This is a genomic window from Gordonibacter sp. RACS_AR49, from assembly GCF_030418435.1.
Classification (GTDB): Bacteria; Actinomycetota; Coriobacteriia; order Coriobacteriales; family Eggerthellaceae; genus Gordonibacter; species Gordonibacter urolithinfaciens.
Map to the genome: position 1 here is coordinate 91,432 of NZ_JAIUDM010000002.1, position 26,352 is coordinate 117,783.

The 26,352-nt window shown below is 65.4% G+C and carries 21 protein-coding genes; 20 read left to right on the plus strand and 1 reads right to left on the minus strand.

The window, feature by feature from the left end; translation table 11 throughout:
- Nucleotides 1-85: 85 nt before the first annotated feature.
- The 15 genes from LB310_RS04990 to LB310_RS05060 all read left to right on the plus strand — a co-directional run bounded on the left by LB310_RS04990 (nt 86) and on the right by LB310_RS05060 (nt 19,190).
- A complete protein-coding gene (locus LB310_RS04990; RefSeq protein ID WP_301154664.1) occupies nt 86-1,792 on the plus strand; it encodes a glucose-6-phosphate isomerase in 1,707 nt (568 codons plus the stop codon).
- Between the two features lie 37 nt (nt 1,793-1,829).
- Nucleotides 1,830-4,643, plus strand: a complete 2,814-nt coding sequence (locus tag LB310_RS04995; RefSeq protein ID WP_301154665.1) for a carbamoyltransferase HypF — start codon at nt 1,830-1,832, stop codon at nt 4,641-4,643.
- A gap of 51 nt (nt 4,644-4,694) precedes the next feature.
- Nucleotides 4,695-4,952 (plus strand): HypC/HybG/HupF family hydrogenase formation chaperone, encoded by a 258-nt coding sequence (locus LB310_RS05000; RefSeq protein WP_087191519.1) that lies wholly within the window; start codon nt 4,695-4,697, stop codon nt 4,950-4,952.
- Between the two features lie 119 nt (nt 4,953-5,071).
- Nucleotides 5,072-6,157, plus strand: a complete 1,086-nt coding sequence (hypD, locus tag LB310_RS05005; protein WP_194073871.1) for a hydrogenase formation protein HypD — start codon at nt 5,072-5,074, stop codon at nt 6,155-6,157.
- A gap of 141 nt (nt 6,158-6,298) precedes the next feature.
- A complete protein-coding gene (locus LB310_RS05010; protein ID WP_301154666.1) occupies nt 6,299-7,648 on the plus strand; it encodes a diguanylate cyclase in 1,350 nt (449 codons plus the stop codon).
- Nucleotides 7,649-7,915: 267 nt separating this feature from the next.
- Nucleotides 7,916-9,400 carry a cytochrome ubiquinol oxidase subunit I gene (locus tag LB310_RS05015; protein WP_301154667.1) on the plus strand — a complete coding sequence of 495 codons (1,485 nt, stop codon included), beginning with the start codon at nt 7,916-7,918 and terminating at the stop codon, nt 9,398-9,400.
- A gap of 2 nt (nt 9,401-9,402) precedes the next feature.
- The gene (cydB, locus tag LB310_RS05020; protein ID WP_087191523.1) at nt 9,403-10,440 is read left to right on the plus strand and encodes a cytochrome d ubiquinol oxidase subunit II; all 1,038 of its coding nucleotides are present in this window, start codon (nt 9,403-9,405) and stop codon (nt 10,438-10,440) included.
- Nucleotides 10,441-10,570: 130 nt separating this feature from the next.
- Entirely contained in the window at nt 10,571-11,692 is a 1,122-nt protein-coding gene (locus LB310_RS05025) for a DUF4190 domain-containing protein (RefSeq protein WP_278806239.1), read from the plus strand.
- Between the two features lie 81 nt (nt 11,693-11,773).
- A complete protein-coding gene (locus LB310_RS05030) occupies nt 11,774-12,061 on the plus strand; it encodes a type II toxin-antitoxin system RelB/DinJ family antitoxin (RefSeq protein ID WP_278806238.1) in 288 nt (95 codons plus the stop codon).
- The gene (locus tag LB310_RS05035; protein ID WP_278806237.1) at nt 12,045-12,398 is read left to right on the plus strand and encodes a type II toxin-antitoxin system PemK/MazF family toxin; all 354 of its coding nucleotides are present in this window, start codon (nt 12,045-12,047) and stop codon (nt 12,396-12,398) included. Before LB310_RS05030 ends, LB310_RS05035 begins: the two co-directional genes overlap by 17 nt.
- 313 nt (nt 12,399-12,711) lie before the next feature.
- Nucleotides 12,712-15,333 carry a molybdopterin-dependent oxidoreductase gene (locus tag LB310_RS05040; protein WP_301154668.1) on the plus strand — a complete coding sequence of 874 codons (2,622 nt, stop codon included), beginning with the start codon at nt 12,712-12,714 and terminating at the stop codon, nt 15,331-15,333.
- Between the two features lie 15 nt (nt 15,334-15,348).
- Nucleotides 15,349-15,921 (plus strand): 4Fe-4S dicluster domain-containing protein, encoded by a 573-nt coding sequence (locus LB310_RS05045; RefSeq protein WP_157004719.1) that lies wholly within the window; start codon nt 15,349-15,351, stop codon nt 15,919-15,921.
- A 68-nt stretch (nt 15,922-15,989) separates the two neighbouring features.
- Nucleotides 15,990-16,655, plus strand: a complete 666-nt coding sequence (locus LB310_RS05050; protein ID WP_301154669.1) for a molecular chaperone TorD family protein — start codon at nt 15,990-15,992, stop codon at nt 16,653-16,655.
- 35 nt (nt 16,656-16,690) lie between these two features.
- Entirely contained in the window at nt 16,691-18,361 is a 1,671-nt protein-coding gene (locus tag LB310_RS05055) for a DUF3365 domain-containing protein (RefSeq protein ID WP_301154670.1), read from the plus strand.
- 115 nt (nt 18,362-18,476) lie between these two features.
- The gene (locus LB310_RS05060; RefSeq protein WP_166521674.1) at nt 18,477-19,190 is read left to right on the plus strand and encodes a response regulator transcription factor; all 714 of its coding nucleotides are present in this window, start codon (nt 18,477-18,479) and stop codon (nt 19,188-19,190) included.
- Between the two features lie 147 nt (nt 19,191-19,337).
- Here the strand turns inward: LB310_RS05060 and LB310_RS05065 are convergent, their stop codons facing one another.
- Nucleotides 19,338-19,781, minus strand: a complete 444-nt coding sequence (locus LB310_RS05065) for a GatB/YqeY domain-containing protein (protein ID WP_087190276.1) — start codon at nt 19,779-19,781, stop codon at nt 19,338-19,340.
- Between the two features lie 323 nt (nt 19,782-20,104).
- Between LB310_RS05065 and LB310_RS05070 the strand changes: the two genes are divergently transcribed.
- From LB310_RS05070 to LB310_RS05090, 5 genes are all read left to right on the plus strand, one after another.
- Nucleotides 20,105-20,593, plus strand: a complete 489-nt coding sequence (locus tag LB310_RS05070; protein ID WP_301154671.1) for a PH domain-containing protein — start codon at nt 20,105-20,107, stop codon at nt 20,591-20,593.
- Nucleotides 20,593-22,596 (plus strand): PH domain-containing protein, encoded by a 2,004-nt coding sequence (locus LB310_RS05075; RefSeq protein ID WP_301154672.1) that lies wholly within the window; start codon nt 20,593-20,595, stop codon nt 22,594-22,596. The genes LB310_RS05070 and LB310_RS05075 overlap by 1 nt, the downstream gene beginning before the upstream one ends.
- 123 nt (nt 22,597-22,719) lie before the next feature.
- On the plus strand, nt 22,720-23,391 hold the full coding sequence (locus LB310_RS05080) for a hemolysin III family protein (RefSeq protein WP_278806229.1): 672 nt from the start codon (nt 22,720-22,722) through the stop codon (nt 23,389-23,391).
- 165 nt (nt 23,392-23,556) lie between these two features.
- On the plus strand, nt 23,557-24,939 hold the full coding sequence (locus LB310_RS05085; RefSeq protein WP_278806227.1) for a hemolysin family protein: 1,383 nt from the start codon (nt 23,557-23,559) through the stop codon (nt 24,937-24,939).
- 34 nt (nt 24,940-24,973) lie between these two features.
- Entirely contained in the window at nt 24,974-26,095 is a 1,122-nt protein-coding gene (locus tag LB310_RS05090; RefSeq protein ID WP_301154673.1) for a PspC domain-containing protein, read from the plus strand.
- Nucleotides 26,096-26,352 lie beyond the last annotated feature (257 nt).

Sequence of the window (26,352 nt, forward strand, 5' to 3'; positions counted from 1 at the left end):
CAACTCCGTCACAAGCCGAGGTGGGCACGGGCACTTCTCGCCGCCGTTTGCTAGAATGGGCGAAACTCCGCTGAAAGAAGGTTTCATGATTTCGGGTGATATGGAAAAGCTGTATCCCTCCGCGAAGACGCTCGTGAAGGAATGCGTTGCCAGCCGCGTCCACGCGAAGGACGCGAAACTCTATGATTTCTCCGAACAGGCCCAGGCCTGCGCCGAACGGTACATGGGATGGACGGACCTCGCCAGCAACCCGCCGTACCCGCTCGCCGACATCCAGGCGTTCGCCGATTCCGTCATCGAGCAGGGACTCAAGACGGTCGTGCTCATCGGTCAGGGCGGCTCCACGCAGGCGCCCATGACCATCACGAAATACAACAAGCCTGACTCGTCGCGCATCGTGTTCAAGACGCTCGACTCCGACTCGCCCGTGCGCGTGCGCGCTATCCTGGCCGAGGCGCGGCCCGAGACAACGCTGTTCGTTATCTCCTCGAAGAGCGGCGGCACCATCGAGCCGCGCCTCGCCCTGCGCGCCGTGCGCGACGCGGTGGGCGATGCCCTGGCCGAGGAGGAGCTGGTGCAGCACCTGGTGGCCATCACCGACCCCGGCTCTGACTTGGAGCGTCAAGCGCGCGAGGAAGGCTGGGCTGCCGTGCTGCCCGGCGAGCCGTCCGTGGGCGGCCGCTTCTCGGCGCTGTCCGTGTTCGGCCTGCTGCCCGCCGCACTCGTGGGCATCGACCTGGAGGAGCTGCTGGAGCACGCCGTGGAGGCCGAGAAGCGCTGCAGCGAGGACGCCATCGACAACCCGGCCATCGGGCTGGCGGCGTTTCTGTACGACAACTACCTGCAGGGGCGCAACAAGTTCTCGTTCCTTACGCCGAAGCGCGGTCGCGTGCTGGGCCTGTGGATAGAGCAGCTGGTGGCCGAGAGCCTGGGCAAGGACGGCCAGGGCATCCTGCCGAACATCGAGATAGACTCGCTGCTGCTCACGAACGACCCCGGCGACCGCAGCGTCATCATGTACCAGACGAAGACCGACCTGTGGGACGAGCGCAAGAACTTCGAGATGAGCCTGTCCTACATCGATCCCACCATCCCGCGCGCGAACTTCAAGATCGACTCGGTGGAGGAGCTGGCCGAGCACTTCGTCATGTGGGAGTACGCCGTGGCCATGTGCGGCTACCTCATGCGCGTGTGCCCGTTCGACCAGCCCGACGTGGCCTCCGCGAAGGCCGTGGTGCTGGACATCCTGAAGGAGGGCCAGCCGGCGCCCGACTTCGTGCAGGACTACATCGGCGACGTGCACATGGGCGAGGTGGAGGTCCGCCTGGCGCCGTGCTTCAAGGACTGCACCGACGTGCAGGGCGCCCTCCGCGCGCTTCTGACCAGCATCCAACCGGGAGATTACTTCGCGCTCAACGCGTTTTTGCCGTTCACGGGCGAGGGACGGCGCGAGGCGCTCGAGCTCATACGCCACGGCGTGGCGGCCAGCCGCCATACGGTGTCGTGCCTGGAAGTGGGGCCGCGCTACCTGCACTCCACGGGCCAGCTGCAGAAGGGCGGCCAGAACAACGGCGTGTTCCTCATCCTGTCGGCCGACGAGCTGAAGGACATCCCGCTGTCGGAAGAGGCCGAGAGCTTGGGAACGCTGGCGAAGGCGCAGGCTTCCGGAGACCTGCTGACGCTCGCTGACCGGGGTCGCCGCTGCGTGCATCTGCACCTCCCCGACAACTCCGGCGTGACGCTGCGCGCCCTGTCCGAGGTTATCACGGGGATACTCGCAACGTTGAACTAGGTAGGTTCCGCTCGCAAACCTATCGGGAAGGCGCACCATGATCGAAGCGCTCGACATACAGGTGAAGGGTATCGTGCAAGGGGTGGGATTCCGCCCCTTCGTCTATCGAATGGCGAAGAAGTACCTGATAAACGGTTGGGTGCTCAACGCTACCGACGGCGTGTTCATCCATGCCGAGGGCGAGGCGAAGCTGCTCGACGAGTTCGTCATCGAGCTGTCCGAGAACCCGCCGGCCGCCTCGCGCGTCGAAGAAGTGACGCTCAAGGAGGTTCCGTTGGAGGACTTCGACTCCTTCGAGATCCGCTTCTCGGACGCCGGCGCGGTGGAGAAGACCACGCTCGTGTCGCCCGACCTGGCCACGTGCGACGACTGCGTGCGCGAGCTGTTCAGCCCCAACGACCGGCGCTACCGCTACCCGTTCATCAACTGCACGAGCTGCGGGCCGCGCTTCACCATCATCGAGAAGCTGCCCTACGACCGCAAGAGCACGTCTATGAAGGACTTCCCCATGTGCGAGCGTTGCGCCCGCGAGTACGGCGACCCGCTCGACCGCCGCTTCCACGCGCAGCCCGACGCGTGCTTCGAGTGCGGGCCGCACCTGAGCTGGCGCGAGCACGAGGGCCTGCCCTGCGCGCTGGCCAGCGTAGACGCCTCCGTGCCGGCCGTAGGCCTCGAAGAGCGCACGAATGCTGCAGGTGAAGCATGTGACGCCCCCGACGCCATCGCTTCGCCACTTGGCCCGGTGATCTGGGGGAAAACGCGTGCAGAGAGCGATGCCATCCTCGCGCGCGCCGTGGAGCTGCTGCGTGCGGGGAAGATTTTGGCCGTGAAGGGCCTCGGCGGTTTCCACCTGGTGTGCGACGCGAACAACGCCGACGCCGTGGCGCTCCTGCGCGCCCGCAAGCGCCGCGAGGGCAAGGCGTTCGCGGTGATGGCTGCCTCGACGGCCGACGTTCGCCGCGTCTGCGAGGTGAACGACTCCGAGGCTGCCGCGCTCGAGGGCTCGCAGCGCCCCATCGTGCTGCTGAAGAAGCGCGCGGGCGCCGCCTTCGCCCCCGGTCTGGCCGACCGCCTGCCCGAGCTGGGCGTCATGCTGCCCTACACCCCCCTCCAGCACCTCCTGCTCCACGACTTCGCCAATGAGACAAAGGGACGGGGATATTGTCTCATTCCCCTGCTCGTCATGACGTCCGGCAACATCCACGACGAGCCCATCGTCATCGACGACGAGGATGCTTACGCGAAGCTGTTCTCCGTGGCTGACGCGTTCATCGGCCACGACCGCGCCATCCGCGCCCGCTACGACGACTCGGTGGTGCGCGTCATCGATGCCGGCAGCGCGGGCGAGGCCCTCCAGTTCCTCCGCCGCGCCCGTGGCTTCGCGCCCCTTCCGATCCCGTTGGCCAGCCAGCCAGCGGAACGAGCCGACGCTGCGGCCTCCCGTGGCACCCGATCTGCGCCCGCTGACGAGAGCTTGCGTACCGAAGCACGCGGCGCCTCCGCCAGCGAACGCATCCCGGGCACCGGGGAAGTCCTCGCTGACCCCGATGGGCCCGAGGGTTCTCACGATGCTTCACGTGAGGCATCCGTTCGTTCGCAGGCGATACTCGCCGTGGGCCCCGAGCAGAAGAACACGTTCACGCTCACGCGCGATGCCGAGGCGTTCGTGTCGCAGCATATCGGCGACATGGAGAACGCCGAGACCTACGACGCGTGGCTCCAGGCGAAGGACCGCTACGAGACGCTGTTCGAGATCACGCCGACGCGCCTGGCTTGCGACCTGCACCCCGAGTACCTCACGTCGAAGTGGGCGCACGACGAGAGCCGCGCGCGCAATCTGCCCCTCACCGAGGTGCAGCACCACCACGCGCACATCGTGTCGGTTATGGGCGAGCACGGGCTGCCCGGCCCCGTGTGCGGCATCGCGTTCGACGGCACGGGCTACGGTGTGGACGGCGCCATCTGGGGCGGCGAGGTGCTCCTGTGCAACCAGCGCGCGTTCGAGCGGTTCGCGAACTTCGCCTACGTGCCCATGCCGGGCGGCGCGGCGGCGGTGAGGCATCCGTTGCGCATGGCCTACGGTGCCCTGTGGGTGTTCGACCTGCTGGAGCATCCGGGCGCGGCCGACGCGCTCGCCGCCCTGGGCGATCAGGCGGCCCTGTGCGAGCAGATGATCGACCGCGGCCTGAACACGCCTATGACCTCGTCTGTCGGCCGCCTGTTCGACGCCGCCAGCGCGCTTCTGGGCATCTGCACGGAACCGAAGTACGAGGGCGAGCCGGCCATCTTGCTAGAAGCGGTGATGGACGAAAACCAGACAAATGTTTCACATGAAACATCGGAAGCCGTCCAGCGGGAGGCCGCGCATGCCGCGGCCGATGCTGCAGCTGCCCTTCCGACCGTCCTCCCGAACGCCGAGGATGATGCCGCTGCGGCCGACCGCTACGCCATCGAGGTCGTCAAGAACACCGCCACCGCGGAGAGCACGGCGCAGGACACCTCGGTCGTGCTGTTCGACGCGGCCCCTGCGTTCCGTGCGCTTCTGGACGATAAGGCTGCCGACGTGCCCGTGGCCGTCATCGCGCGACGCTTCCACGACGCGTTCGTGCAGGCTGTTGCCACGGCGGCCGAGCTGGCGCGCAGCGTGTACGGCATCGAGACGGTGGCGCTGTCGGGCGGCGTGTTCATGAACCGCTACCTGGTGGAGCATGCGCTGGCGGCGCTCGAGCGCGTCGGGTTCACGGTGGCCGTCAACCGCGATCTGCCGCCCAACGACGGCTGCATCTCGTTCGGCCAAGCTGTGGTAGCATGGGCCTCGAACGAAGAGGGCGCCGCCGAGCGCGGTGCGTAAGGCGCGATCCGCCGCGGAGCCGCGCCGCAACCTGAAAGAAGGCATGAACTTATGTGCTTGGCCATACCTGCTAAGATCACCGAGCTCAAAGACGGCAACCTGGCGACGGTCGATATCCTGGGCGTCACCCGCGACATTGCCGTCGACCTCACGCCGCAGGCCGGCGTGGGCGACTTCGTGCTCGTGCACGCCGGCTTCGCCATCGAGGTGGTGGACCCCGACTACGCCCAGGAGACCATCGACCTCATCAAGCAGTTCCCTGAGCTGGCCGGCGAGGACATTCCCGACGTCGAAGAGGCGTCCCGATGAGCGGCCCGACGAGCGCCGCTCCAGCGAACCAAAAAATTGGAACGGATATTTCACGTGAAACATCCGCCGCGCCGGTCGAAACGCCCGCGCACGAAAAGCCTGCAGTCGATGGCGCCGCCATGGAGGCCGAGCTCGCGGCGTTCAAGGATCCCGAGCTCGCGCGCGGTCTCATAGACTCCATCCAGAAGCTCGCGCCCGCGGGCGGCGCCACGCTCATGGAGGTGTGCGGCACGCACACGGTGGCCATCGCGCGCAACGGCATCCGCAACCTCATGCCCGAGGGCATCCGCCTGGCGTCCGGCCCCGGTTGCCCGGTGTGCGTGACGTCGAATCACGACATCGACACCGTCATCGCGCTCGCGCGCACCGACAACGTCACCATCGCCACGTTCGGCGACATGACGCGCGTGCCCGGCTCCACGTCGAGCCTCCTGAAAGAGCAGGCGGCGGGCCGCAGCGTGCAGATCGTGTACTCGCCGCTCGACGCGCTGGCGCTCGCCCAGCAGAACCCCGATCGCGAGATCGTGTTCGTGGGCGTGGGCTTCGAGACCACCACGCCGCTCGTGGCCATGGCCATCAAGCGCGCGGCTGCGGCCGGCCTCGAGAACTTCACCGTGTTCGGCGCCCACAAGAACATGCCCGGTGCGCTGGAGGCCATCATCAACGACCCGAAGCTCAAGCTGGATGCGCTCATCCTGCCGGGCCACGTGAGCACCATCATCGGCGCGGAGCCGTACCGGTTCCTGGCCGAGAAGTACGGCATTCCCGGCGTCATCACGGGCTTCGAGCCGGTTGACGTGCTGCAGGGCATCGCCATGATCATGCGCCAGCTGCACGAGGGCCGCGCCGAGATCGAGATCGCCTACGCGCGCGGCGTCATGCCCCAGGGCAACCCCGTGGCGATGGCCGCCATCGACGAGGTGTTCGAGACGTGCACCGCGCTCTGGCGCGGCCTGGGCGAGATCCCCGGCTCGGGCTACCGCATCCGCGAGGAGTTCGCGCAGTTCGACGCCGTGCGCCGCTTCCAGCCGAACATCGAGCCCACGCAGGACCCGAAGGGCTGCCGCTGCGGCGACGTGCTGCGCGGCATCATGGCCCCCAACGAGTGCCCCCTGTTCCGCCGCGTGTGCACGCCCGAGAACCCGGTAGGCCCCTGCATGGTGTCCAGCGAGGGCAGCTGCGCCGCGTACTACCGGTACTATTGAGGTTGGGGGCGGTGCGCGTCGATCGGGCAAAAGGCTGATGCGGCAACGTGGGCGCGTGTCCTTGCGGTGCGACGCGCGTTACCGCTACTAGTAAGGTCGGCAAGGGGTCGGCAGGGCTAAGCGCAGAAAGGCCGTGGAGGTGTGAAAAGGGGAAAGCGGATCGGGGACCTCATACCGTTGCCCGTGGTCGCGTTCATCCTCGGCGCGCTGGTGGTGGGTGCCGTGACGGCGTACGTCGCAGGGGACGACGTGCGCGCCGAGCGGAACGAGGCGCTGCGCACCGACCAGGTATACAGCTCGCGAATCACCTCGCTTTTGGACGGCCTGTTCCACAAGACCGACATCATGGAGGCCATGATCATCGCAGGCAACGGCGAGCTGTCGGAGAAGACCTTCGTCGACCTGGCACGCTCGCTCTCCGATGGGGCCGGCATACGCGCCATCCAGTACCTCCCCGATGGCGTCGTTCGCTATGTGTACCCCCTCGAAGGCAACGAGCCCACCGTTGGAAGCGACATTTTCGAGAACCCGGAGCGTCGAGAGGACGCCCTGCTTGCGCTCGAGACGAGGCAGATCACCCTCTCGGGTCCCTACGTGCTGAACCAGGGAGGTTTCGGCCTGGTTGCGCGCAACCCCATCTTCCTCACCGACGGAGACGGCCGGGAAACCTTCTGGGGCTTCACGGTGATCGTGCTCGACCTTCCGGCCGCCCTCGATCCGGTCATGTTCTCCGACCTCGAGGACAAGGGCTACCGCTTCGAGCTGTACACGGAGGGGGAGGGCGGCGAGCACCTGACGATAGCGTCTTCCGATACGCTTCCGGAGGACGACCCCGTCAGCTACACGGTGTCGGTTCCCAACCATGATTGGACGCTCGGCATCGCGCCGGAATCCGGATGGGTGAATGGGGGGAAGGTGCTCGCCACGGTTGCGGCGGGACTGGTCATCAGCGCCCTGCTGGCCGTGGTAATAGGGCAGATGCAGGTGAAGCGACGTTTTCTGCACGACCTTGCCAACACCGACGAGCTGACCGGCCTGCACAACCGGCGCTGGTTTGCCGAGGAGATCGGGCGCTGGTGTGACGGGCCGCGCGAGGTTCCCTTCAGCCTGTTCTACCTTGATCTGGATGGGTTCAAGGCCGTCAACGACACCCTGGGCCACAAGCTGGGCGACGAGCTGCTGGTGCAGGTGGCCGACCGCTTCCGCACCGTGTGCGGCGATGCGGGCGTCTTGGCGCGCGTCGGCGGCGACGAATTCGTTGTGGCGGTGAGCGGGATTTCCGGCGATTCCGCCCAGGAGTTCGCCGACCGGTTGCAGCAGGCCCTCGAAGAACCTGTCGTCCTCGAGGGACGGGCTTGGACGATCGGCGTCAGCGTGGGCGTTGCCGCGTACCCTGATGACGGATGCGACTACGATTCCCTCATCCGCGCCGCCGACGACAGCATGTACGCCGAAAAACGCGCCGCGAAGGGGAGTTCCCAAGCGGGGTAGCCGCTGCCCGGCCTTTCCCGCTTCGCACCCCGCAGGGCCCTGCACTATAATGAGCCTTATAGTCAACGATTTTGTGTCGAAACGCATGCGGCCGCCGTGCGCGGCCCTACAATCGGCAGGAGGGGGCACGCAACTGCTGGGAGCCGAAAAATGATCGGAGCCGGCATAGTATTTTCGTGTAAATGGTGCTAATATAGTATCAATTAGAAGCGCGTCGCTCCTTGCGGGCGGCGCACAAGGCAAGGCGAGACATAAAGGGGGTGTGCCATGGATATCTTTTCCGATCCCGTGTTGCTGGCGCGTGTGCAGTTCGCCCTGACGGCGGCCTACCACTTCTTCTTCGTGCCGTTGACCATAGGTTTGGGATTGATCCTAGCCATCAACGAAACCAGGTACTACCGCTCGCGTAACGAGAAAGACGCGGCGGCCTCGAGGTTCTGGGTGAAGATCTTCACCGCGACGTTCGTGATAGGCGTGGCCACGGGCATCACGATGGAGTTCTCCTTCGGAACGAACTGGGCGGACTACTCCCGCTTCGTCGGGGACATCTTCGGGGCGCCGCTCGCGGCCGAGGCCCTGCTGGCCTTCTTCCTGGAGTCGGTGTTCCTGGGCATCCTGCTGTTCGGACGCAAGACCGTGTCGCCGAAGTTCTACCTGGTGAGCGCCTGGCTCGTGTGGTTCGGCTCGTGCCTCTCCGCCCTGTGGATCCTCATTGCGAACTCGTGGATGCAGACGCCGGCCGGCGCGGAGCTTGCGGCCGACGGGTCGAAGGCCGTCATCACGGACTTCCTGGGCGCCGCGCTCAACCCGTCGCTCATGGCCCGCTATAGCCACGTGGTGGTTGCGCTGCTCATCATGGGCGCGTTCGCCGCCATGGCCGTGAGCGCGTGGTACCTGATCAAGGGCAGGCACGCCGACTTCGCCATGAAGACCATGCGCATCGGCGCCGTGGTGGGCATCGTCACCAGCTGCGTCATGATCTTCACGGCGCACGCGTCGGCCGTGGTCGTGGCCGAGGAGCAGCCCACGAAGCTGGCCATGATGGAGGGCATGTACGACGACGAGGTCCCGCCGCTGTACCTGTTCGGCTGGGTGGACGAGGAGAGTCAGCAGGTCATCACCCCGTTCGCCATCCCCGGCGGCACCAGCTTCCTGGCTACGGGCACCTGGGACACCGAGTACCAGGGTCTGAACTCGCTGGCCGAGACGGAGCAGTACGGCGCTCTCGATCCCGAGACGGCGCCCGTGAACTTCGTGTTCCAGACGTACCATATCATGGTTGCCATGTACGGCCTGATCATGATCACGGCCATCCTGGCCATCGTGTTCTCGTACCGCAAGGGTGGCCGCATCAAGAACATGAGGTGGCTGCAGCGCCTCGTGCTGATCTCGCCCGTGTTCCCGGTCATCGCCATCCAAACCGGCTGGTTCACCGCCGAGCTCGGCCGCCAGCCGTGGGTCGTGTACCCTTCGGCCACCGGCCCCGAGGGCGTGGCGCTTGCCACCGGCGATGCGGCTTCGGCCTCGGTGTCGGCTCCCGAGCTGCTGGTCACCATGGTGCTGTTCTTCCTGGTGTACGTGTTCCTTATCTTCGCGTGGGCGCGCGTCATGGGCCGCTTCATCAAGGAGGGCCCGGTGGCGAAGCCGGCCGAAGCCGACAATGCCGCATCCGACGACGCCAAGCGCAAGGACGTCGTGCCCGGCTTCGCGCCGGTGGACGATCCGGTGGTCGCTGCGAAAGGCGGTGAGTAGCCATGGAGATGACCTTCTTCAACGTGCTGTGGTTCTTCCTGATCTTTGTGCTCATCGGCGGGTACTTCGTGCTCGACGGGTTCGACTTGGGCGCAGGCGTGCTGTACCCGTTCGTGGCGAAGGACGATCACGACAAGGCCGTCGTGCGCCGCAGCATCGGGCCGGTATGGGACGGCAACGAGGTGTGGCTGCTCACGGCCGGCGGCGCGCTGTTCGCGGCGTTCGCCCCCGCGTACGCCACCACGTTCAGCGGGTTCTACCTGGCGGTCATGCTGGTGCTGTTCGGGCTTATCGTGCGTGCGGTGTCGCTTGAGTACCGCGGGCACGACAAGAAGTACGGCAAGGTCTGGGACGGCTGCTTCTTCGTGGGATCGCTCTTGCCGGCGCTGCTTCTGGGCGTGGCCGTGGGCAACATCTATGCGGGCATTCCCATGGATATGAACGGCGATTACGTGGGCGTTCCGTTGCTGGGCCTCATCACGCCGTTCACGCTGCTGTGCGGCCTGCTTGGCCTGGCCATGTTCTTGGCGGCGGGCGCTGCGTGGATCGCGCTCAAGGCCCCGAAGCCGTCCGCCCTTCAGGCGCGTGCGGCCGGCCTGCGGCTGCCGCTGCAGATCGCGGCGCTCGTGCTGTTCCTGGCGGTGTCGGTGTACGGGCACTTCGTCATCCAGCCGGCCATGGACCCGGCGCTCGGCATCGTGCGTTGGCTCTTTGCCATCCTGGCGGCGGGCGGCATCGTGGCGTCCATCGTGCTGGCGCGCAGCAAGGGAAGCGACAAGGGCGCCTTCCTCGCGCAGTCGGTTTCGGCATTTTGCCTGGTGGGACTTCTGGCGGCCTCGATGTTCCCGAACCTCGTGGTGGCGTCGGCCGGCAGCGCGGGCCCGTCCATCACGCTCATGAGCGCTGCGTCGTCCGAGCTCTCGCTCATGTGGATGACCATCATCACGTGCGTGGGCCTGCCGCTGGTATTGGTGTACCACGTGATCATCTACCGCACGTTCCGCGGGCGCATCGAGGACGACGACCTGGCGCACTACTAACGCGAAAGCTGCGGAACCCTCAACGAAAAGCGGAATCGAAGGCCGGCCCGATTTGCGGGCCGGCCTTACTTTACTCTAGTATTGTGATAGAGTATTGTGCAATAACGAGCCTGATCAGAAAGGAACGACTATGGCAGACGATCAAGATCGGACGGTTCCCTTGCCCGAGAACTCCGAGCCGCAGCAGCCGGGGGGCGAGGTGACGCCCGCTGCCGAGCCTGCTCCCGGATCCGCTCCCGAGCCGACGCCCACCGCGCCGTCCGCTGCATCGCCCACCCCGCCTCCCCCGCCCGCTCCGGGGCAGGACCAGCCTGCGCAGCCGTACCAGCCAGCCGCGCCTTACGGCCAGCCGCAGCAGCCTGTAGCTCCCGGCCAGCCCTTTAACCCGTACGGCCAGCCCGCTCCCGGCTACTACCAGCAGCCCGCCAAGAGCGGCAAGGCCACGGGCGCGCTCGTGTGCGGCATCTTTGCCATCCTGCTGGCGTGGGCGCCGCTTTTCGGCATTATCCTGGGCATCGTCGCCATCGTGCTTGCGGTGAAGGCCGTGAAGGAGGCCGGCAAGGACGGCAAGGCAACCGGCGGCAAGGTATGCGGCATCATCGGCATCGTGCTCTCCGTGCTGTCGTTCATTCTGTATCTGGTCATCGGCTTCGGCGCCATGGCCTACATCGCGGCGAATCCCGGTTCGGTGACGGTGGTGGACAACGCGCCCTATTCGGATTCGAACTCCGGGCTCGCTGCCACCGAGGGCGAGAAGCAGGCCGAGGCCGTGGCCCAAGCGGAGCTCGACAAGCTGAAGAACCAGGACCCGGCATTCGTGCAACAGCTTGCGGCCCAGCTCGATGCCGAGTTTGCCGACAGCGCCGGCTACAGCCTTGCCGAGCTGGGCGTAGATCCGGTTGCGTTCGTCCAGTGGCTGCTGGCCGACTTTGACTACCAGCTTGACGGCACCTACACGAGCAGCGATGGCACCGGTACCACGTATGCCGACGTGACCATGCGCGACGTGTACGCGTTCGCCGGCGCCTTCATGACGGACGCCACGGCGTTCTCGCGCTCCACGGAGGCGGGCTCGATGGACGAGGCGGCCGTTAAGGCCAAGCTCGGCGAGCTGTTCAATGCCGCCATGGAGAAGACCACGGACACGACCGAGACCTACATCGGTGTTGACCTGGTGAAGCAAGGGGATGCTTGGGTCGTAGACGAAGAGTCCTGGTCCGATGAGACGGAACTGCTGTTCGGCAACCTCTAAACGTATTGCTATCAAATTGAATTTTATTGCTAGCATTTGCTATAATCCTCATGGTTGATAGGATTTACGAAGGAGGCATCGATGGCCAACGCGCAGATGAACCTAAGGATAGACGAGGACGTCAAACGCAAGATGGATGCGACCGCAGCCGCCATCGGCACCACGTCCGCAGCTGCGATGAACATCTTCGCCCGGCAGTTCGTGGCCGTGGGCGGGTTCCCCTTCGACGTGAAGATCCCTCGGAACGTCGAGATCCCGCGCATAGACCGCAGCAAGCTCTACCAGCCCGAGAAGACGCCGGACGGGTCCCCCGTGCTGCCGAGCGAATGGCTCGACCAGGAGGGGGACGTCTATGACGGCCTCGCCTGAGCCGCTCGAGGTGTGGCTCTGCCATTTCAGGTTCCTCGACATGCCCCAGGTGAAGAAGGTACGCCCCGCGATAATCCTCGAAGCAGACGAGGGCGCGCTCGTGGCCGTCGCCGTCAAGGTGACGAGCCACGGGCCCCGTGACGAGCTAGGGGAGTTCGAAGTGGTCGACCTGGAGTCCGCCGGGTTGCTGAAGCGCTCCACCGTGCGCTGCTCCCAGGCCATCGAGCTGCCGTACTCCGATCTCATCAGGCCCATCGGCAAGCTTTCGCCCGTGGACGTAGTCAACCTCGCCGGAGCGCTGGGAGAGGCCGGCATAACGCGCGGTCCCGAATCTTGATAAGCGTCTTGCCCGATGTCTGGCGTAGGCCATGCGAAGCGTGGATCGGCGGGGAGGCGACGGCCTCCCCGCCGGTGTTTCGGCCGCATGGCGGCGAAGGCCGCTGCGTTCGAGAGGGGGCCTATCACTTGAGAGCCCCATCCCGCGTTTCAGGGATAACACGATCAGGGGAATCATTAATAATTGGGAAACATCTTCTTAAGAAACACTCAAGGTGGCGGCCATTGCTATTAACGCCGCCGGTTTGTAGTCTCATCGCAAGGCGCCGATAAGGTGCTGCTCCAAGGGGAAAGCACGAAAAAGGAGGGAAGAGATGACGAGCTACATGGAGAAGGTTCGGCAGTCTTCGGAGCTGAGCAGAAGAGGCTTCGTCAAAGCCAGCGCCGCCGCCACGGCCGCCCTGGCCGTAGGCGGCCTGGCTGGCTGCGCGCCCAACAAGGTGGAGCCGGCGAAGAAGGACGAGGCCGCCGACGCGCGCAACATCACGGACGGCACCTGGGTCACGGCGGCTTGCTGGCACAACTGCGGCGGTCGGTGCCTCAACAAGGCGCTCGTGAAGGACGGCGTGGTCATACGCCAGAAGACCGACGACACCCACGAGGACAGCCCCGACTACCCGCAGCAGCGAGCCTGCGTCCGCGGCCGTGCCCAGCGTAACCACGTGCTGTCCGCCGACCGCCTGAAGTACCCCATGAAGCGCAAGTCTTGGCAGCCCGGCGGCGGCGAGAACGCGCACGGAGACCTCCGCGGCAAGGACGAATGGGAGCGTATCTCCTGGGACGAGGCGAATACCTACATCGCAGACGAGATCAAGCGCATCAAGGATGCCCATGGCAACCGCGCGTTCTTCGCCGACGGCGGCCCCGTTTCCAAGTTCCTAAGCCTCTACGGCGGCTACATCGGCCACTGGGGCACCACGTCGCGCGGCGCGTGGACGTACACGCCCGATGTGGTGGGCATCGCCCCGCAGCCGAACGAGGGCATCAACGACCGCCTCGACATGCGCAACAGCGAGGTCGTGGTCATGTTCGGCACGAACCCGGCCTGGTCGTCCGCCGGCAACCCCGCCTACCATCTGCTGCAGATGAAGAAGGCCGGCGCGAAGTTCGTTGCGGTCGATCCGTTTTACAACGACTCCTATGCGCTCGTGGACGCGGAGTGGATTCCCTGTCGTCCCTCGACCGACATGGCGTTGTTCTTGGGCATCGCGAACGCCATGTTGGAGCTTGACGGCGAGAAGGGCCTGATAGACTGGGATTACCTGAACACCCACACCGTAGGTTTCGACGCCGACCACATGCCCGAGGGCGAGGACCCGGCCGGCAACTTCAAGGACTACGTCCTGGGAACCCACGACGGAACCCCGAAGTCGCCCGAGTGGGCCTCCAAGATCTGCGGCGTGAGCCCCGAGAACATCCGCTACCTGGCCGTGCTCATGGGCAAGGACAACAAGGCCGCCATTCTCATGGCCTGGGCCTCCGCCCGCACGCACAACGCCGACTGCCTTCCCCAGCTGGTCATGACGCTGGGCGCGATGGGCGGCCACTTCGGCAAGTCGGGCCACATGTGCGGCCTGTCGTGCCATTCGCGCTCGTTCAACGGCGGCACGTACCTGATAGGCGCCGGCTCGAGCGAGCTCCCGTCCATCAAGAACCCGCTCGCTGCCACCGAGAGCATCAACGACACGGAGATGTGGAACGCCATCGTCGACGGCAAGTACACCTATGCGGGCGGTTCCACGAAAAAGGTCCCCGGCGAGCCGCGCGAGGTGGATATCAAGCTCATCTACCACGACAGCATGAACGCTAAGCTCCAGACCACCGACGGCCAGGCCAAGGGTATCGAGGCGCACCGCAAGGTCGACCTCGTGGTCACGCACTCCCTGTTCATGACCACGAACGCCGCCTACTCCGATTTCGTGCTGCCCATCGAGTCCTACTGGGAGAAGGAGGGCGGGTTCCTCCAGGGCAACCGCGAGGCGCTCATCTACCACTCTAAGGTGATCGACCGGATGTACGAATGCCTTTCCGACGAGGAGATCGCCAGCGAGATTGGAAAGCGCTTGGGCCTCAATCCCGAGGAAGTGTTCCCCTTCGGAGTGAAGCAGCAGCTGTTCAACCAGTTCGTGGGAGCGTACATCGTCGACGAGGCGGGCGAGAAGAAGCCGCTCGTCACCATCACCGAGGACGACATCAGGGAATGGGAGTGCGAGGGCGAGCCGCAAGAGGGTGTGATCGGGATGAAAGAGCTCATCGAGAAGGGTATGTACCAGATACCCCGCTCGCCCGACGACGGCTATAGCTACATCGCCTACGAGAAGTTCGTACAGGATCCTGAGGCGAATCCGTTGAAAACCGCCAGCGGCAAGCAGGAGATATACTGCGCGCCCCTGCGTGACGCCATCAACGGCATCGGCTACAGCAAGATCGAGGCCATTCCTACCTACGTCCCCCCGCAAGAAGGCGTCGAGGCCACGTTCAGCGACTTCGAGGCGGGCGTGAAGGGCGACTATCCCTACCAGGTGTACAACCCCCATTACCTGCGCCGCTCCCACACCGTGTTCGACAACGTGCAATGGCTGCGCGAGACCTGGCCGAACCCCGTGTTCATCAGCGTGCAGGACGCGCAGGAGAAGGGCATCCAGGAAGGCGACACGGTGCTGATCACGAGCCCCCACGGCAAGTGCCTCCGCACCGCGTGCCCCACGCAGCGCTTCATGCCGGGCGTTATCGGCCTGCCCCACGGTGCATGGGTCGATATGGACGAGGAAAAGGGCATCGACCGTGCCGGATCGGACAACATCCTCACGGGGCAGATACAGTCGGGCCAGGGAGTGTCCGGTTGGAACACCTGCATAGGCAATATCGAGAAGTACCAAGAAGAGCTCGCACCCGACAGCGAGCAGCCCCCGCGCATCCCCGAAGCGCAGATGTAGGAGAGGTGATCGACGATGAGGAACGGATTCTGCTTCGACATGACCGCCTGCATCGGCTGCAGGACGTGCCAGGTTGCGTGCAAGGACAAGAACGACCTTGAGATGGGCGTGATCTTCAGGAGGCTGTCGGACTTCGAGGTGGGGGAGTACCCCGCCGTGCAGACTTACCATTACTCCGGCTCGTGCAACCATTGCGAGAAGCCCGAGTGCGTGGCGGCCTGTCCCAACGCCGCTATGTACATCGACGAGGAAGACGGCACGGTGCAGCACGACGATGAGAAGTGCATCGGCTGCCAATACTGCGTGAAGGCGTGCCCGTACGGCGTGCCCCAGCATATCGAGTCGATCCAGAAGACGCACAAGTGCGATGGCTGCATCGAGCTCCGCGCGAACGGCGAGCAGCCGGCCTGCGTGGCGGCGTGCCCGATGCGCGCTCTTGAGTTCGGGCCGATCGACGAGCTGCGCGCCGCGCATCCCGATGCGGTGAACGCCGTTGCGATCCTGCCCGAGCCGAAGACCGAGCCGAGCATCGCCATCGTGGCCAAGCCGGCGGCGCTCGAGCCCGACCCCGTGTCGGCGCTCATGTAACATCCGACGACAAGCTGCAGCGGCCTTCTCCCTCCCAGTCGCTGCAGCTTGCCCGTAAGGGGGACGATATGCGCTTCGATGATGCGGCGGGCACCGTGCTCGCCAACCGGTGTTTCCTCTACCGCTACCTTTGGCGGGCCTTCGCGGCCGAGCCCGACGACGCCCTGCTCGGCATCGTGGCCGACGCGCACACGCGCGAAGAATGCGCGCTGCTCGACGGCCAGGGCGGCGAGGGCGCGCGCCTGCAGGATGCGATCGCCGAGGCGGTTGCAAGCGGTCCCGATGGACTGTGCAGTGCGTACACGAAACTTTTCATCGGCCCGGCGAAGCTCCCCGCACCGCCATGGGAATCGGTGTATGCTACTGGGGAGCCGCTGCTTTTTCAGGAGAGCACGCTTGCCGTGAGGTATGCTTACCGTCGGGCGGGCTATGCCGCCGCGGGGTATCCCCACGAGGCCGACGACCATCTGGCGGTTGAGCTCGACTTCATGGCCACGCTTGCGGCCGATGCGAGCGCCGCATTTGAGGCGGGCGACGAGGAGCGCTGCGCTGACCTGCTCGCCGTGCAGCGGGATTTCCTGCGCGAGCACCTGCTCACGTGGGTCGGGGCGTTCGCGGAGCGGTTGGCGGGCAGCGCCGGGGACGGGGCCTTCTATCCGCGGTTCGCGGAGCTGGCAGCCCTCGTCTGCGCGCGCGACGCCGACGTGCTGGAGGAACTCGCGGCCTCCGCGTGAGGCCGGGCCAAGGCGCTTGAGGGGAGGGGAGCGTCATGGGGAATATAAAGCTGAAGACGAAGTTCGCAGGCCTGATCATCGTGCTGATCGCCGTGTCGCTTGTGGCCAACCTGGCCTGGACGTCCGAGAACAAGCGTGCCCAGATGGAAAACGAGCTGCGCGAAAAGGGCATGGTGCTGACCCAGCAGATGGACGCCGTCTGGGAGTTCATGGCCTCGAACCAGGACCGCCTCGAGCAGATATCCTACACCGACGACGGCGTGTACCAGGGCCTCCACTGCGCTATCGCCGGTCGCAGCATAGGACAGCTCTTCACGTCGCAATCCAGCTACACCACGCGGTTCGTGAACTTCAGCCCGCGCAACCAGGCCGACGAGCCGGATGCCTTCGAGGCCCGCGCGCTCGACGCGTTCTATGCCGACCCGACCTGCCGCGAGTTCTACGAGATCGCGCAGTACCAAGGCGAGGAGGTGTTCCGTTACCTGGCGCCCATGCGCATAGAGAGGAACTGCCTCGATTGCCACGGGGAGCCCGCCGGCGAGATCGACGTGACCGGCTACGCCAAGGAGGGATGGCGCTCGGGCGACGTGGGCGGAGCCATCAGCATCGTCATCCCGCTCGATGTGTACATGGACAATGAGAAGAGCGCCGTGGTGCAGGACGTCATCTTCTTCGGGGGCATGCTGGTGGCATGCCTGGTTATCATGTACCTGGCGCTCACCTACCTCGTCACGCGGCCGCTCAGCAAGATCCAGGCGGGCGTCGAGCGCATTCAGACGGGCGATCTGGACGTGGAGCTGGCGCACACGGAGTCGTCGCGCGAGATGAACACGCTCATGACCGAGTTCAACGAGATGGCGCACGAGCTGGCCGGCATCTACAGCAACCTGGAGGCGCAGGTGCAGGTTCGCACCGCGCAGCTGGCCGAGGCGAACGCCGTGCTCGAGCGGCAGCGCGCGCAGCTGGAGGAGGCCAACAGCCGCCTGCGCGACGAGAACCGCTACAAGTCCGAGTTCCTTGCCATGATGAGCCACGAGCTGCGCACGCCGCTCACGTCCATCATCGCGTTCACGGAGCTGCTGAACCGCAACAGCGAGCCCGCCGACGAGAAGGAGGCGGAGACGCGGCGCGAGATCGAGGCGAACAGCCGCGCGCTCCTGCTCATGATCAACGACATACTGGAGATGAGCCGGCTCGACGCCGGAAGGATCGAGATGAATAGGGAAACGGTAGACTTGGGCGACATCGCGGGCATGGTGCAGGCCGTGGTGCAGCCGCTGGCGAACCGAAAGAACATCGCGTTCGCCTACGAGATCGACCCCGACGTGCCGCTGATCACAGCCGATTTCGAGAAGCTGCGCCACGTGTTGGAGAACCTGTGCGGCAACGCGGTGAAGTTCACGCCGGAGGGCGGCGACGTGCGCCTGTCCATCAGCTGGCATCCCGAATGCGGCCAGGTGTGGCTGCGCGTCGCGGACACGGGCATCGGCATTGCGAAGAAGGACCAGCGGCGCATCTTCGACCGCTTCGTGCAGGCCGACTCGTCGGCGTCGCGCCGCTACAATGGTACCGGGCTGGGGCTCTCGCTGGCGAAGGAGTACGCCGAGATGCACGGGGGCACCATCTCCGTGGAAAGCGAGCTGGGGCACGGCAGCGTGTTCGCGGTGCGCATTCCGGTGGACGGGCCGACCGAGGCCCGAGCGTGAATGCGGCGCTGTTTTCTGGCGGCGCGTCCTAAAGGGGGCAGTGCCTCGCGGAGCGAGGGAAAGCTGCAGGATGGGCTGCTCGGGTGCGCAGCACGAGCGGAAGGGGAGGAATCGTATGGGGAATGCGGCGAAAGTGATGCTCATCGACGACGATGAGAGCTTGCACGTGCTCATGAGGCGCATCGTGGAGGATGCGGGCTATGCATTCTGCGCGGCGTTCGATGGCGAGGAGGGGCTGACCCTGCTGGCCGGTGAGAAGCCCGACCTGCTCCTGTTGGATGTGATGATGCCCGGCATGAACGGCTTCGAGGTGTGCCGCCGCATGCGCGAGGACGGCCGGCGCATTCCCATTATCTTCCTGTCGGCGAAGGGCGATATCGTGGACAAGAGCATCGGCTTCAAGGCCGGGGGCGACGATTACGTGGTCAAGCCGTTCAGCCCTGACGAGCTCTTGCTGCGCATCGAGGCGCATCTGCGCCGCCACAAGGACGACCTCGCGTTCGCGAAGGCCGTGAACCGCGAGGGAAGCGCTACCACAGGCGACCTGGAGTTGTTCTTCAACCAGTACGAGGCGCGCCTGCACGGGCGGAAGGTCGACCTCACGGCAAAAGAGTTCGAGATCCTGGCGCTTTTGGCCGCGAACCCCGGGCAGGTGTTCACGCGTGCGCAGATATTCGAGCATATCTGGGGCGTGGACAGCGAAGTGGATGAGAGCAGCATCACCGTTTTCATGCGCAAGATCCGCGAGAAGATAGAGGAGAACCCCTCCCAGCCGCAGTACCTGCTCACCGTATGGCGAGTGGGCTACAAATTCGCCGAGCGCCGGTAGAGGCCGTAACGAATGCTCCCAAGCGCAGGCCCCGCTTGGGGATCGTCCCGTAGGGCAAGGGCTCTGCCCTTGCCGCAATCCGTTGCACCGTCCTGTTGCGCGCCCAACCCGCCAGAGGCGACCCCGCCGCCTGCGGATCGCAGGCGGCTACGCCAAGCGCTGTCCCAGCTCCTTGGCGGCGGCCGCTTTGTCGAAGTTGCCGGAGGTTTTCTGCGTGAGGGCGCCCATGACGCGCCCCATGTCCTTCTTCGTGGAGGCGCCCGTCTCGGCTAGCACCTCGCCGATGAGCGCGGTGAGCTCGTCGCCTGTCACCTGCTTGGGCAGGTAGCCTTCCAAGATGGCAACCTGCTCGGACAGCATGTCCGTGCGCTCCTGGTCGTTGCCGGCCTTGATGGATCCGTCGAGCGTCTCCCGCGTTTGCTTTATGAGCCGCTTGATCATGGCGTCGACGTCTGAGTCCTCGATGTCGCGCCGCTCGTTGACCTCGATGTTCTTGATCTCGCCATGCACCTGCCGCAGGATGGACAGCCGAACCTTGTCCTTCGCCTTCATGGCGGCCTTGATCTCGTCCTTCAGCTCGTCGTACTTCATCTTGCCCTCGCTTTCGTCGTGCGGTCGCTTTGAGTTCAAAGTATACTGCACGACGCGCGAAGCCAAAAAATGAGAACGAATGTTTCACGTGAAACGCTCGTTCTCGTAGCGCCTTCGTTTAGGTGGAAGCCGGCGCTGTCGAACGGGCTGCATCGGACCCTACGGCTTGGCGCCACCTGCTCCGTTGCACGGGAGCCGTGCGAAGGGATCTGGCCGCATCGGCGGGTAAAGCAAAAACCACGTTACAAGCTGGGCGATCGCATCGGTCGCAAACGGGTGCTCTGGTATGATAAGGACGCATATAGTTCGAGTGGAGGACGTTCATGAGAGACCTGCCTGCAAACCAGCTGAATCCTAAGATAAAGAACGTGTGGCGCATCAACGATGCCATATGGCTCACGGTGGTGTTCCTGTGCTGCTTCGTGCCGTTCGCCATCGCCGCGGCGGTGGATTCGGCGGGGTGGATGTTCATCGTGCTGGCGGCGCTGGCTGCTCTGTACGTGGTAGGCATGGTCGTATGGCTGGTCGTGCTGCCGCCCATCCGCTTCATGCGGTGGCGCTACGAGCTTTCGGACGACTACCTGGACATCGCGCGCGGCATCGTGTGGCGCAAGCGCTTCGTCATCCCGTTCATCCGCGTGCAGAACACCGACACGCGCCAGGGGCCCATCCTGCGCGCGTTCGGCCTGGCCAGCGTTACGGTGGCCACGGCTGCGGGCGAGCACGAGATACCGGGGCTCGACAGCCAGACCGCCGAGCAGCTGCGCGACAAGGCGGCCGAGCTTGCGCGCCTCGCCCAGGAGGACGTGTGATGGCCGACAACCAGCAACCTGCACGGCCCCCTGTCGGCCAGCCTCAGCCCGGTTTCAGCCAGCAGCCGCCGAACCAGCCGTATCCCGGCCAGCCCTGCTGGAACGATCCCGTCACGGGGCAACCGCCTGCGCCCTCGGGGCAGCCGTATCCCCCGCAGCAGCCGGCGCCGTATCCTGGCCAACCGTGCCCGCCGCAGGAGCCGCCGCGCCACCATGTGCATCACAGCTACATCTGGCTCGGCAGCATCCAGGCAGGGGCCGCCATGTTCTTCGTGGTGCTCGTCTCGGGCTTCTCCGGGTTCGTGGGGGCGTTGGCCGATGGCGAGACCATCGGCGGCGACCTTCCCCTGCTCATGCTGGTCATCGGCGCCATCGTGCTGGGCCTCGTGCTCATCATCGGCTTGGTGGCGCTTTTCCAGTGGCTGTCGTACAAGCACCTGTACTACGTCATAGGCCCCGAGGAGTTCAACCTGTACTCGGGCATCTTCAACAAGAAGCGCGTTCACGTGCCCTACCAGCGCATACAGTCGGTCGATCAGCGTGCGTCGCTGCTCCAGCGCCTGTTCGGCGTGTGCACGGTGAGCATCGACACGGCGGGCGGCTCGAACAACAAGGCCGTTCAGGTGCCCTACGTGCAGAAATCGCAGGCCGAGCAGCTGCGCACCGAGCTGTTCGCGCGCAAGCAGTACGCGACGGCCGTCCAGGAGGGCATGGCGCCCCAGGAGGCTGCCGTGGCCGTGGCGGCTGCAAGTGGCGTGGTGCTGCCCCAGGCGGGAGCGGCCGGCCAAGCGGCGGCGGCGGGAGCGGGAGCCGCCGGGCAGGCTCCCCACAACGTGCTGGACGCGCCGGCCGAGATATGGACGGACGTGCGCGGCGTGTTCGGCGGGTCGGCCGTCGACACCGGCAAGGTGACCTACGAGTACGGCTTGAGCAACAAGGAGCTTTTGTTCACCGGCCTTTCGAACAACACGGCGTTCGTGCTCGTCATCTTGGGTATCCTGGGCGGGGCGGCCCAGTTCGCCAGCCAGATGGCGCCGGTTCTCACCGGCATGGTCGATCCCCTCGTCGGTCAGTTCATGCTTTTAAGCGGCCAGCTGTTCGGCGGCAACCTCGTGGCCGCCGGCGTGGCCTTGGTGCTGGTGGTCGCAGCCGTGATGTGGCTTCTGTCCATCGTGGGCAGCGCCATCTCGTTCGGCGGCTTCCGCGCCTGTCGGCGCGACAACCGCATAGAGGTGGAGCGCGGCCTGCTGCAGCACCAGTTCCAGGGCGTGAGCGTCGACCGCGTTCAGTCGGTCATCGTGAAGCAGAGCTTCATCCGCCGTTTGCTGGGATACTGCGAGCTCTCGCTCGGCAAGATCGATGCGGCGGCCGAAGGCTCCGACGAGCAGCAGAAGAGCCTGAGCCAGGGCCTGGTGGTGCATCCCTTCGTGAAGATGAGCCGCGTGCCCGAGATCCTCGCAGGGCTGGTGCCCGAGTTCGCCGGCGTGCCGGTAGAGAGCACGCCCGTGGCGCCCGTGGCCCTGCGCCGCGCGCTCATCCGTCGCGGCATCATCCAGGGAACGGGGCTGTGGCTCGCCGTCGTCATCGCCATCGGGCAGGTGTGCTCGAACGCATTCATCGTACCTGACGCCGATGGCCTCACGATCCTCTTCTATATCAATACCGGCGCCTTCATCGGCTATGCGCTGTGCCTCGTGCTGTTCGTGTTGGACTTGGTGGGTGCCGTTCTGTGGTTCCGAGGCTCCGGGTTCGCGTACAACGAGCATTTCATGCAGGTGAGCAACGGCGGCTTCGCCCGTGAGACCGTGAGCTTCCCGCGCAAGAAGATCCAGTTCGGCTACACGAAGACGAACCCGTTCCAGCGCCGCGCCCGCACGGCCACCGTGAGCGCCCGAACCGCGGCCGGCATCGGCGGCACCACGATTCGCCTGATCGACGTCTGTGAAGAAGATGCCCGCAGCTGGCTCGATTGGCTCAAGCCGCGGGGAAATGTGGTAGAGTGAGGCATTATGAGCGCACAGGTAACACCCGATGCATCGGACAGCCGAAGTAGCACTTCCCCTTTGCCGGAGCCTCCGGATGAAACCCCCGCGGGTTGCGAGCCCGCCGCGGCCACGGCGCCCACCGTGGCCCATTCCTCGGTAAGCGCGTTGGGCGAGGGCCACGTCGTTCGCGAGTACACCGTGGGGGAGGAGATAGCCAACTCCATCTCGCATGGCATAGGCATCGTGCTCGCCCTGGCGGCGTTGCCGTTCCTGGCCGTGCGCGCAGCCGCCCATCCCGAGAGCACCTATCTTGTGGCCGCGCTCGTGTACGCCTACTCCATGCTGCTCGAGTACACCATGTCCACGCTGTACCACGCCATCGCCGTCGACAAGGCGAAAAAGATATTCAAGGTGCTCGACCATAGCTGCATCTACCTGTTCATCGCCGGTTCCTACACGCCGTTCTGCCTCATCTCGCTCGCCGATTCGGGCGGCATGTGGCTGTGCGCGTTCGTGTGGGCCGTGGCGCTGGCGGGCGTGGCCAGCGAGACGTTCTGGGTGTTCCGCCCGCGCTGGATATCCGCCGTGCTCTACCTGCTCATGGGGTGGTGCGTCGTCTGGTTCCTGCCGCCGCTCGTCGCAGCGCTGTGGGGGCCGGGCCTGTGGCTGCTCGTGGGCGGCGGCGTGTGCTACACGATAGGCTGCATCTTCTACGTGCTGAAGAAGGTTCCCTATATGCATTCCATCTTCCACCTGTGGGTGCTGGCCGGAACGGTCTGCCAGTTCTTGGCCATCGCCTTCTATATTATGTAAGCGGCGCGTGCACGAGCGCGCGGGCATGACAGCCCCACGGTTGCCGGGGTGGAAGCGGCTCCGTACCCCTTCCCATCCTCCGGCGAGGCGCGAAAGCGCGAACGCGGGCCGCAGAGGCGGCTTCGCATGCATCCGCATCGCTTAGAAGGAGTGAGTTTCGCTTTCATGGACATAGGGATAAGCATCGTCGTCACGTTTTTGCTCGTTCTGGTTAACGGCTACTTCTCCATGTCGGAGATGGCCCTGGTCAACGCCAAGCACGTGCTGCTGCAGAAGGAGGCCGACGAGGGCGACAAGAAGGCCCAGCGCGCGTTGGGACTGGCAAGCGACTCGGGGCAGTTCCTGGCCACCATTCAGGTCGCCATCACGCTCGTGGGCTTCTTCGCGTCCGCTGCGGCGGCCACGAACCTGTCAGATCCGCTGGCCCAGTGGCTGTCCGGCTTCGGCGTTGGCTGGCTCTCGGTCATCGCACCCGGCTTGGCCCCCGTGCTCATCACGCTCATCGTGTCGTACCTGAGCATCGTGGTGGGCGAGCTCGTGCCGAAGCGCATGGCGCTGGCCGATGCCGAGCGCGTGAGCAAGACGGTGGCCGGCCCCCTGATGGTGTTCCAGAAGGTGGCGCGCCCGCTCGTGGCGCTGACCTCGGCCTCGGCCAACGGCCTGTCGCGCCTGCTGCGCATCAAGAACGCCGACGAGCGCCAGAGCGTGTCCGAGGAAGAGATCAAGTACATGGTCACGGACAATGACGAGCTGCTGCCCGCAGAGAAGCGCATGATCCACGATATCCTGGACTTAGGGGACATGACCGTGCACGAGATCATGCAGCCGCGCGTGGACATGATCCTCGTGGAGGACACGGAAACCGTGCGTCAGGCCGTCGACCGCATGCGCGGCACCGGCTACTCGCGCCTGCCCGTGTTCCACGAGGACATCGATCGTATCGTCGGCATCGTGCACTACAAGGACCTGCTCGCGCCCCTCATGGACGGCAAGGAGAACGAGCCGGTGGTGGCCTACGCCTACGAGGCCCTGTTCGTGCCCGAGACGAAAGACCTCTTCCCGCTTCTTTCCGAGATGCAAACGAATAGGCAACAGATGGCCATCGTGGTTGACGAGTACGGTGGCACCGATGGTTTAATTACGGTCGAGGACATTGTGGAGGAGATCGTCGGCGAGATCATCGACGAGTCGGACATCGAGAACAAGTTCATCACGCCGCTGTCGGACGGAACGTGGCTCGTGGACGGGCGCTTCCCCGTGGAGGATGCGCTGAAGCTTGGCTGGCCCGTCACGGAGTCGGATGACTACGAGACCATGGCCGGGTGGCTCATGGGCATGATCGACTTCGTTCCCCAGGTGGGCGACGAGTTCGAGTTCGGTGGGTACCGGTTCAAGATCCAGGCCATGCGGCGCAGGCGCATCTCGAACATCCGGGTGACGCGCGAGGTGGGTGCGGACAATGCGTCGGCCGTGCAGGCCGAGGAAGACGCGGGCCGCGGTCCTGCCGAAGCCGTTGCCGAAAAAGCCGAGCATCCTGCCTCCCACTGATAGTGCGGCGCCGAAGGTTCGACCAGGAGGCAGCGTGAACACCGAGAAGCGACTCTACCGCTCGCGCAATGCGCTCGTCGGGGGCGTGTGCGCCGGCGTTGCCGAGTACTTCAGCTTCGATCCGCTGGTCGCCCGCATCCTCACGGTGGCGCTCACGCTGTCCACGGCGGGCCTGTTCGCCGTCGCCTACGCGGCGCTGTGGGCCATCCTGCCCCTGGCTCCCAACGAGGCCGGCCCCGTGGAGGTCGAGCCCCATTCCGTGCACTCGGACACGTACGGCTCCGTGGATGTCGGCGCATCGCGGAACCGCGCCGACGACGCCGCTCGCGCCGCCTCCGAGGCGGCGGCTGCGCAGCAGCACCTCCCCTACGACGCCTATGCGGGCACGGGCCACGTGCCCCCCGAGCCGCCCACGGCCGAGGCTGCCGCGTGGGCGCACCGGGCGCAAAGCCAGGCACCCGGCTGGCAGGCGCCCGGTTGGCAGTCGCCCAACTGGCAGGCGCCGCCGAATGCAGGACGGGAACCGGTGGAAGGGGGATCGCCCCAGGTGCCGGGCGGCTACGCAGATCCGCTGCAGGCCGGGGTGCCGAGCAGCTGGCGCGCACCGGACGGTGCGGCCGTGCCGCCGCCCGTGACGATGCAGCAGCCACGGCGGAACGGTGGGGTGAAGGCGGCCGTGTTCACCGGGTCGTTCCTGCTGTTCTTCGGCATAGCCGCGCTGTTGGCCGAGAACATCGACGGGGTGTCATGGTGGCAGTTTTGGCCGCTTGTCCTTGCCATCATCGGCATCGTGCAGATGGTGGTCCCGGGGGTCCCGGGGCGCCGCATGCTCCAATTCGTGGACGGTCTCATGCTCTTCAGCCTGGGTGCCACGCTGCTGCTCTTCAGCCTGGGCGTAGTGGGCTGGACGTCCTTGCAGCTCATGTTTCTGAACCTATGGCCGCTGCTGCTCATGATGGCGGGGTTCTTCGTCATTGGCGGCGCGCTGCATGCGCCGTGGTGGACCCTGCTGGCAGGGCTGTGCTTCGTGGCGTTCTGCGTCTTGGGGGTGCTGTGGTTCTCGGTGCCGGGGCCAAACGACCTCATCGTGCTCACGTTGCCCTACGGCCGCGAGTTCGCCTTCCCCTTCGAAGTGAGCATTGCGGTTGTTCGCTAGCGTTGTCGCTTGCCTCCGCGCTCCGTCAACCGTGGCTCTGTTCGAAAAACGAGCGCCCGCCGAGGATGCATAACCACCTGCGCATCTGCGGCTTTCCTGTTTGTCAAGCGAACAAAACGTGGAGGCCGTCTCCACACTTTTTTGCCTACGCGGGGTCCCATGGGCTAAAATACACCTCGACAAAACAGCATATCGCCCCTTCGGCAGCAACCACCCCTTACAACCTACTACGCTGTCACCGCTCCGGCGGCGTGGTC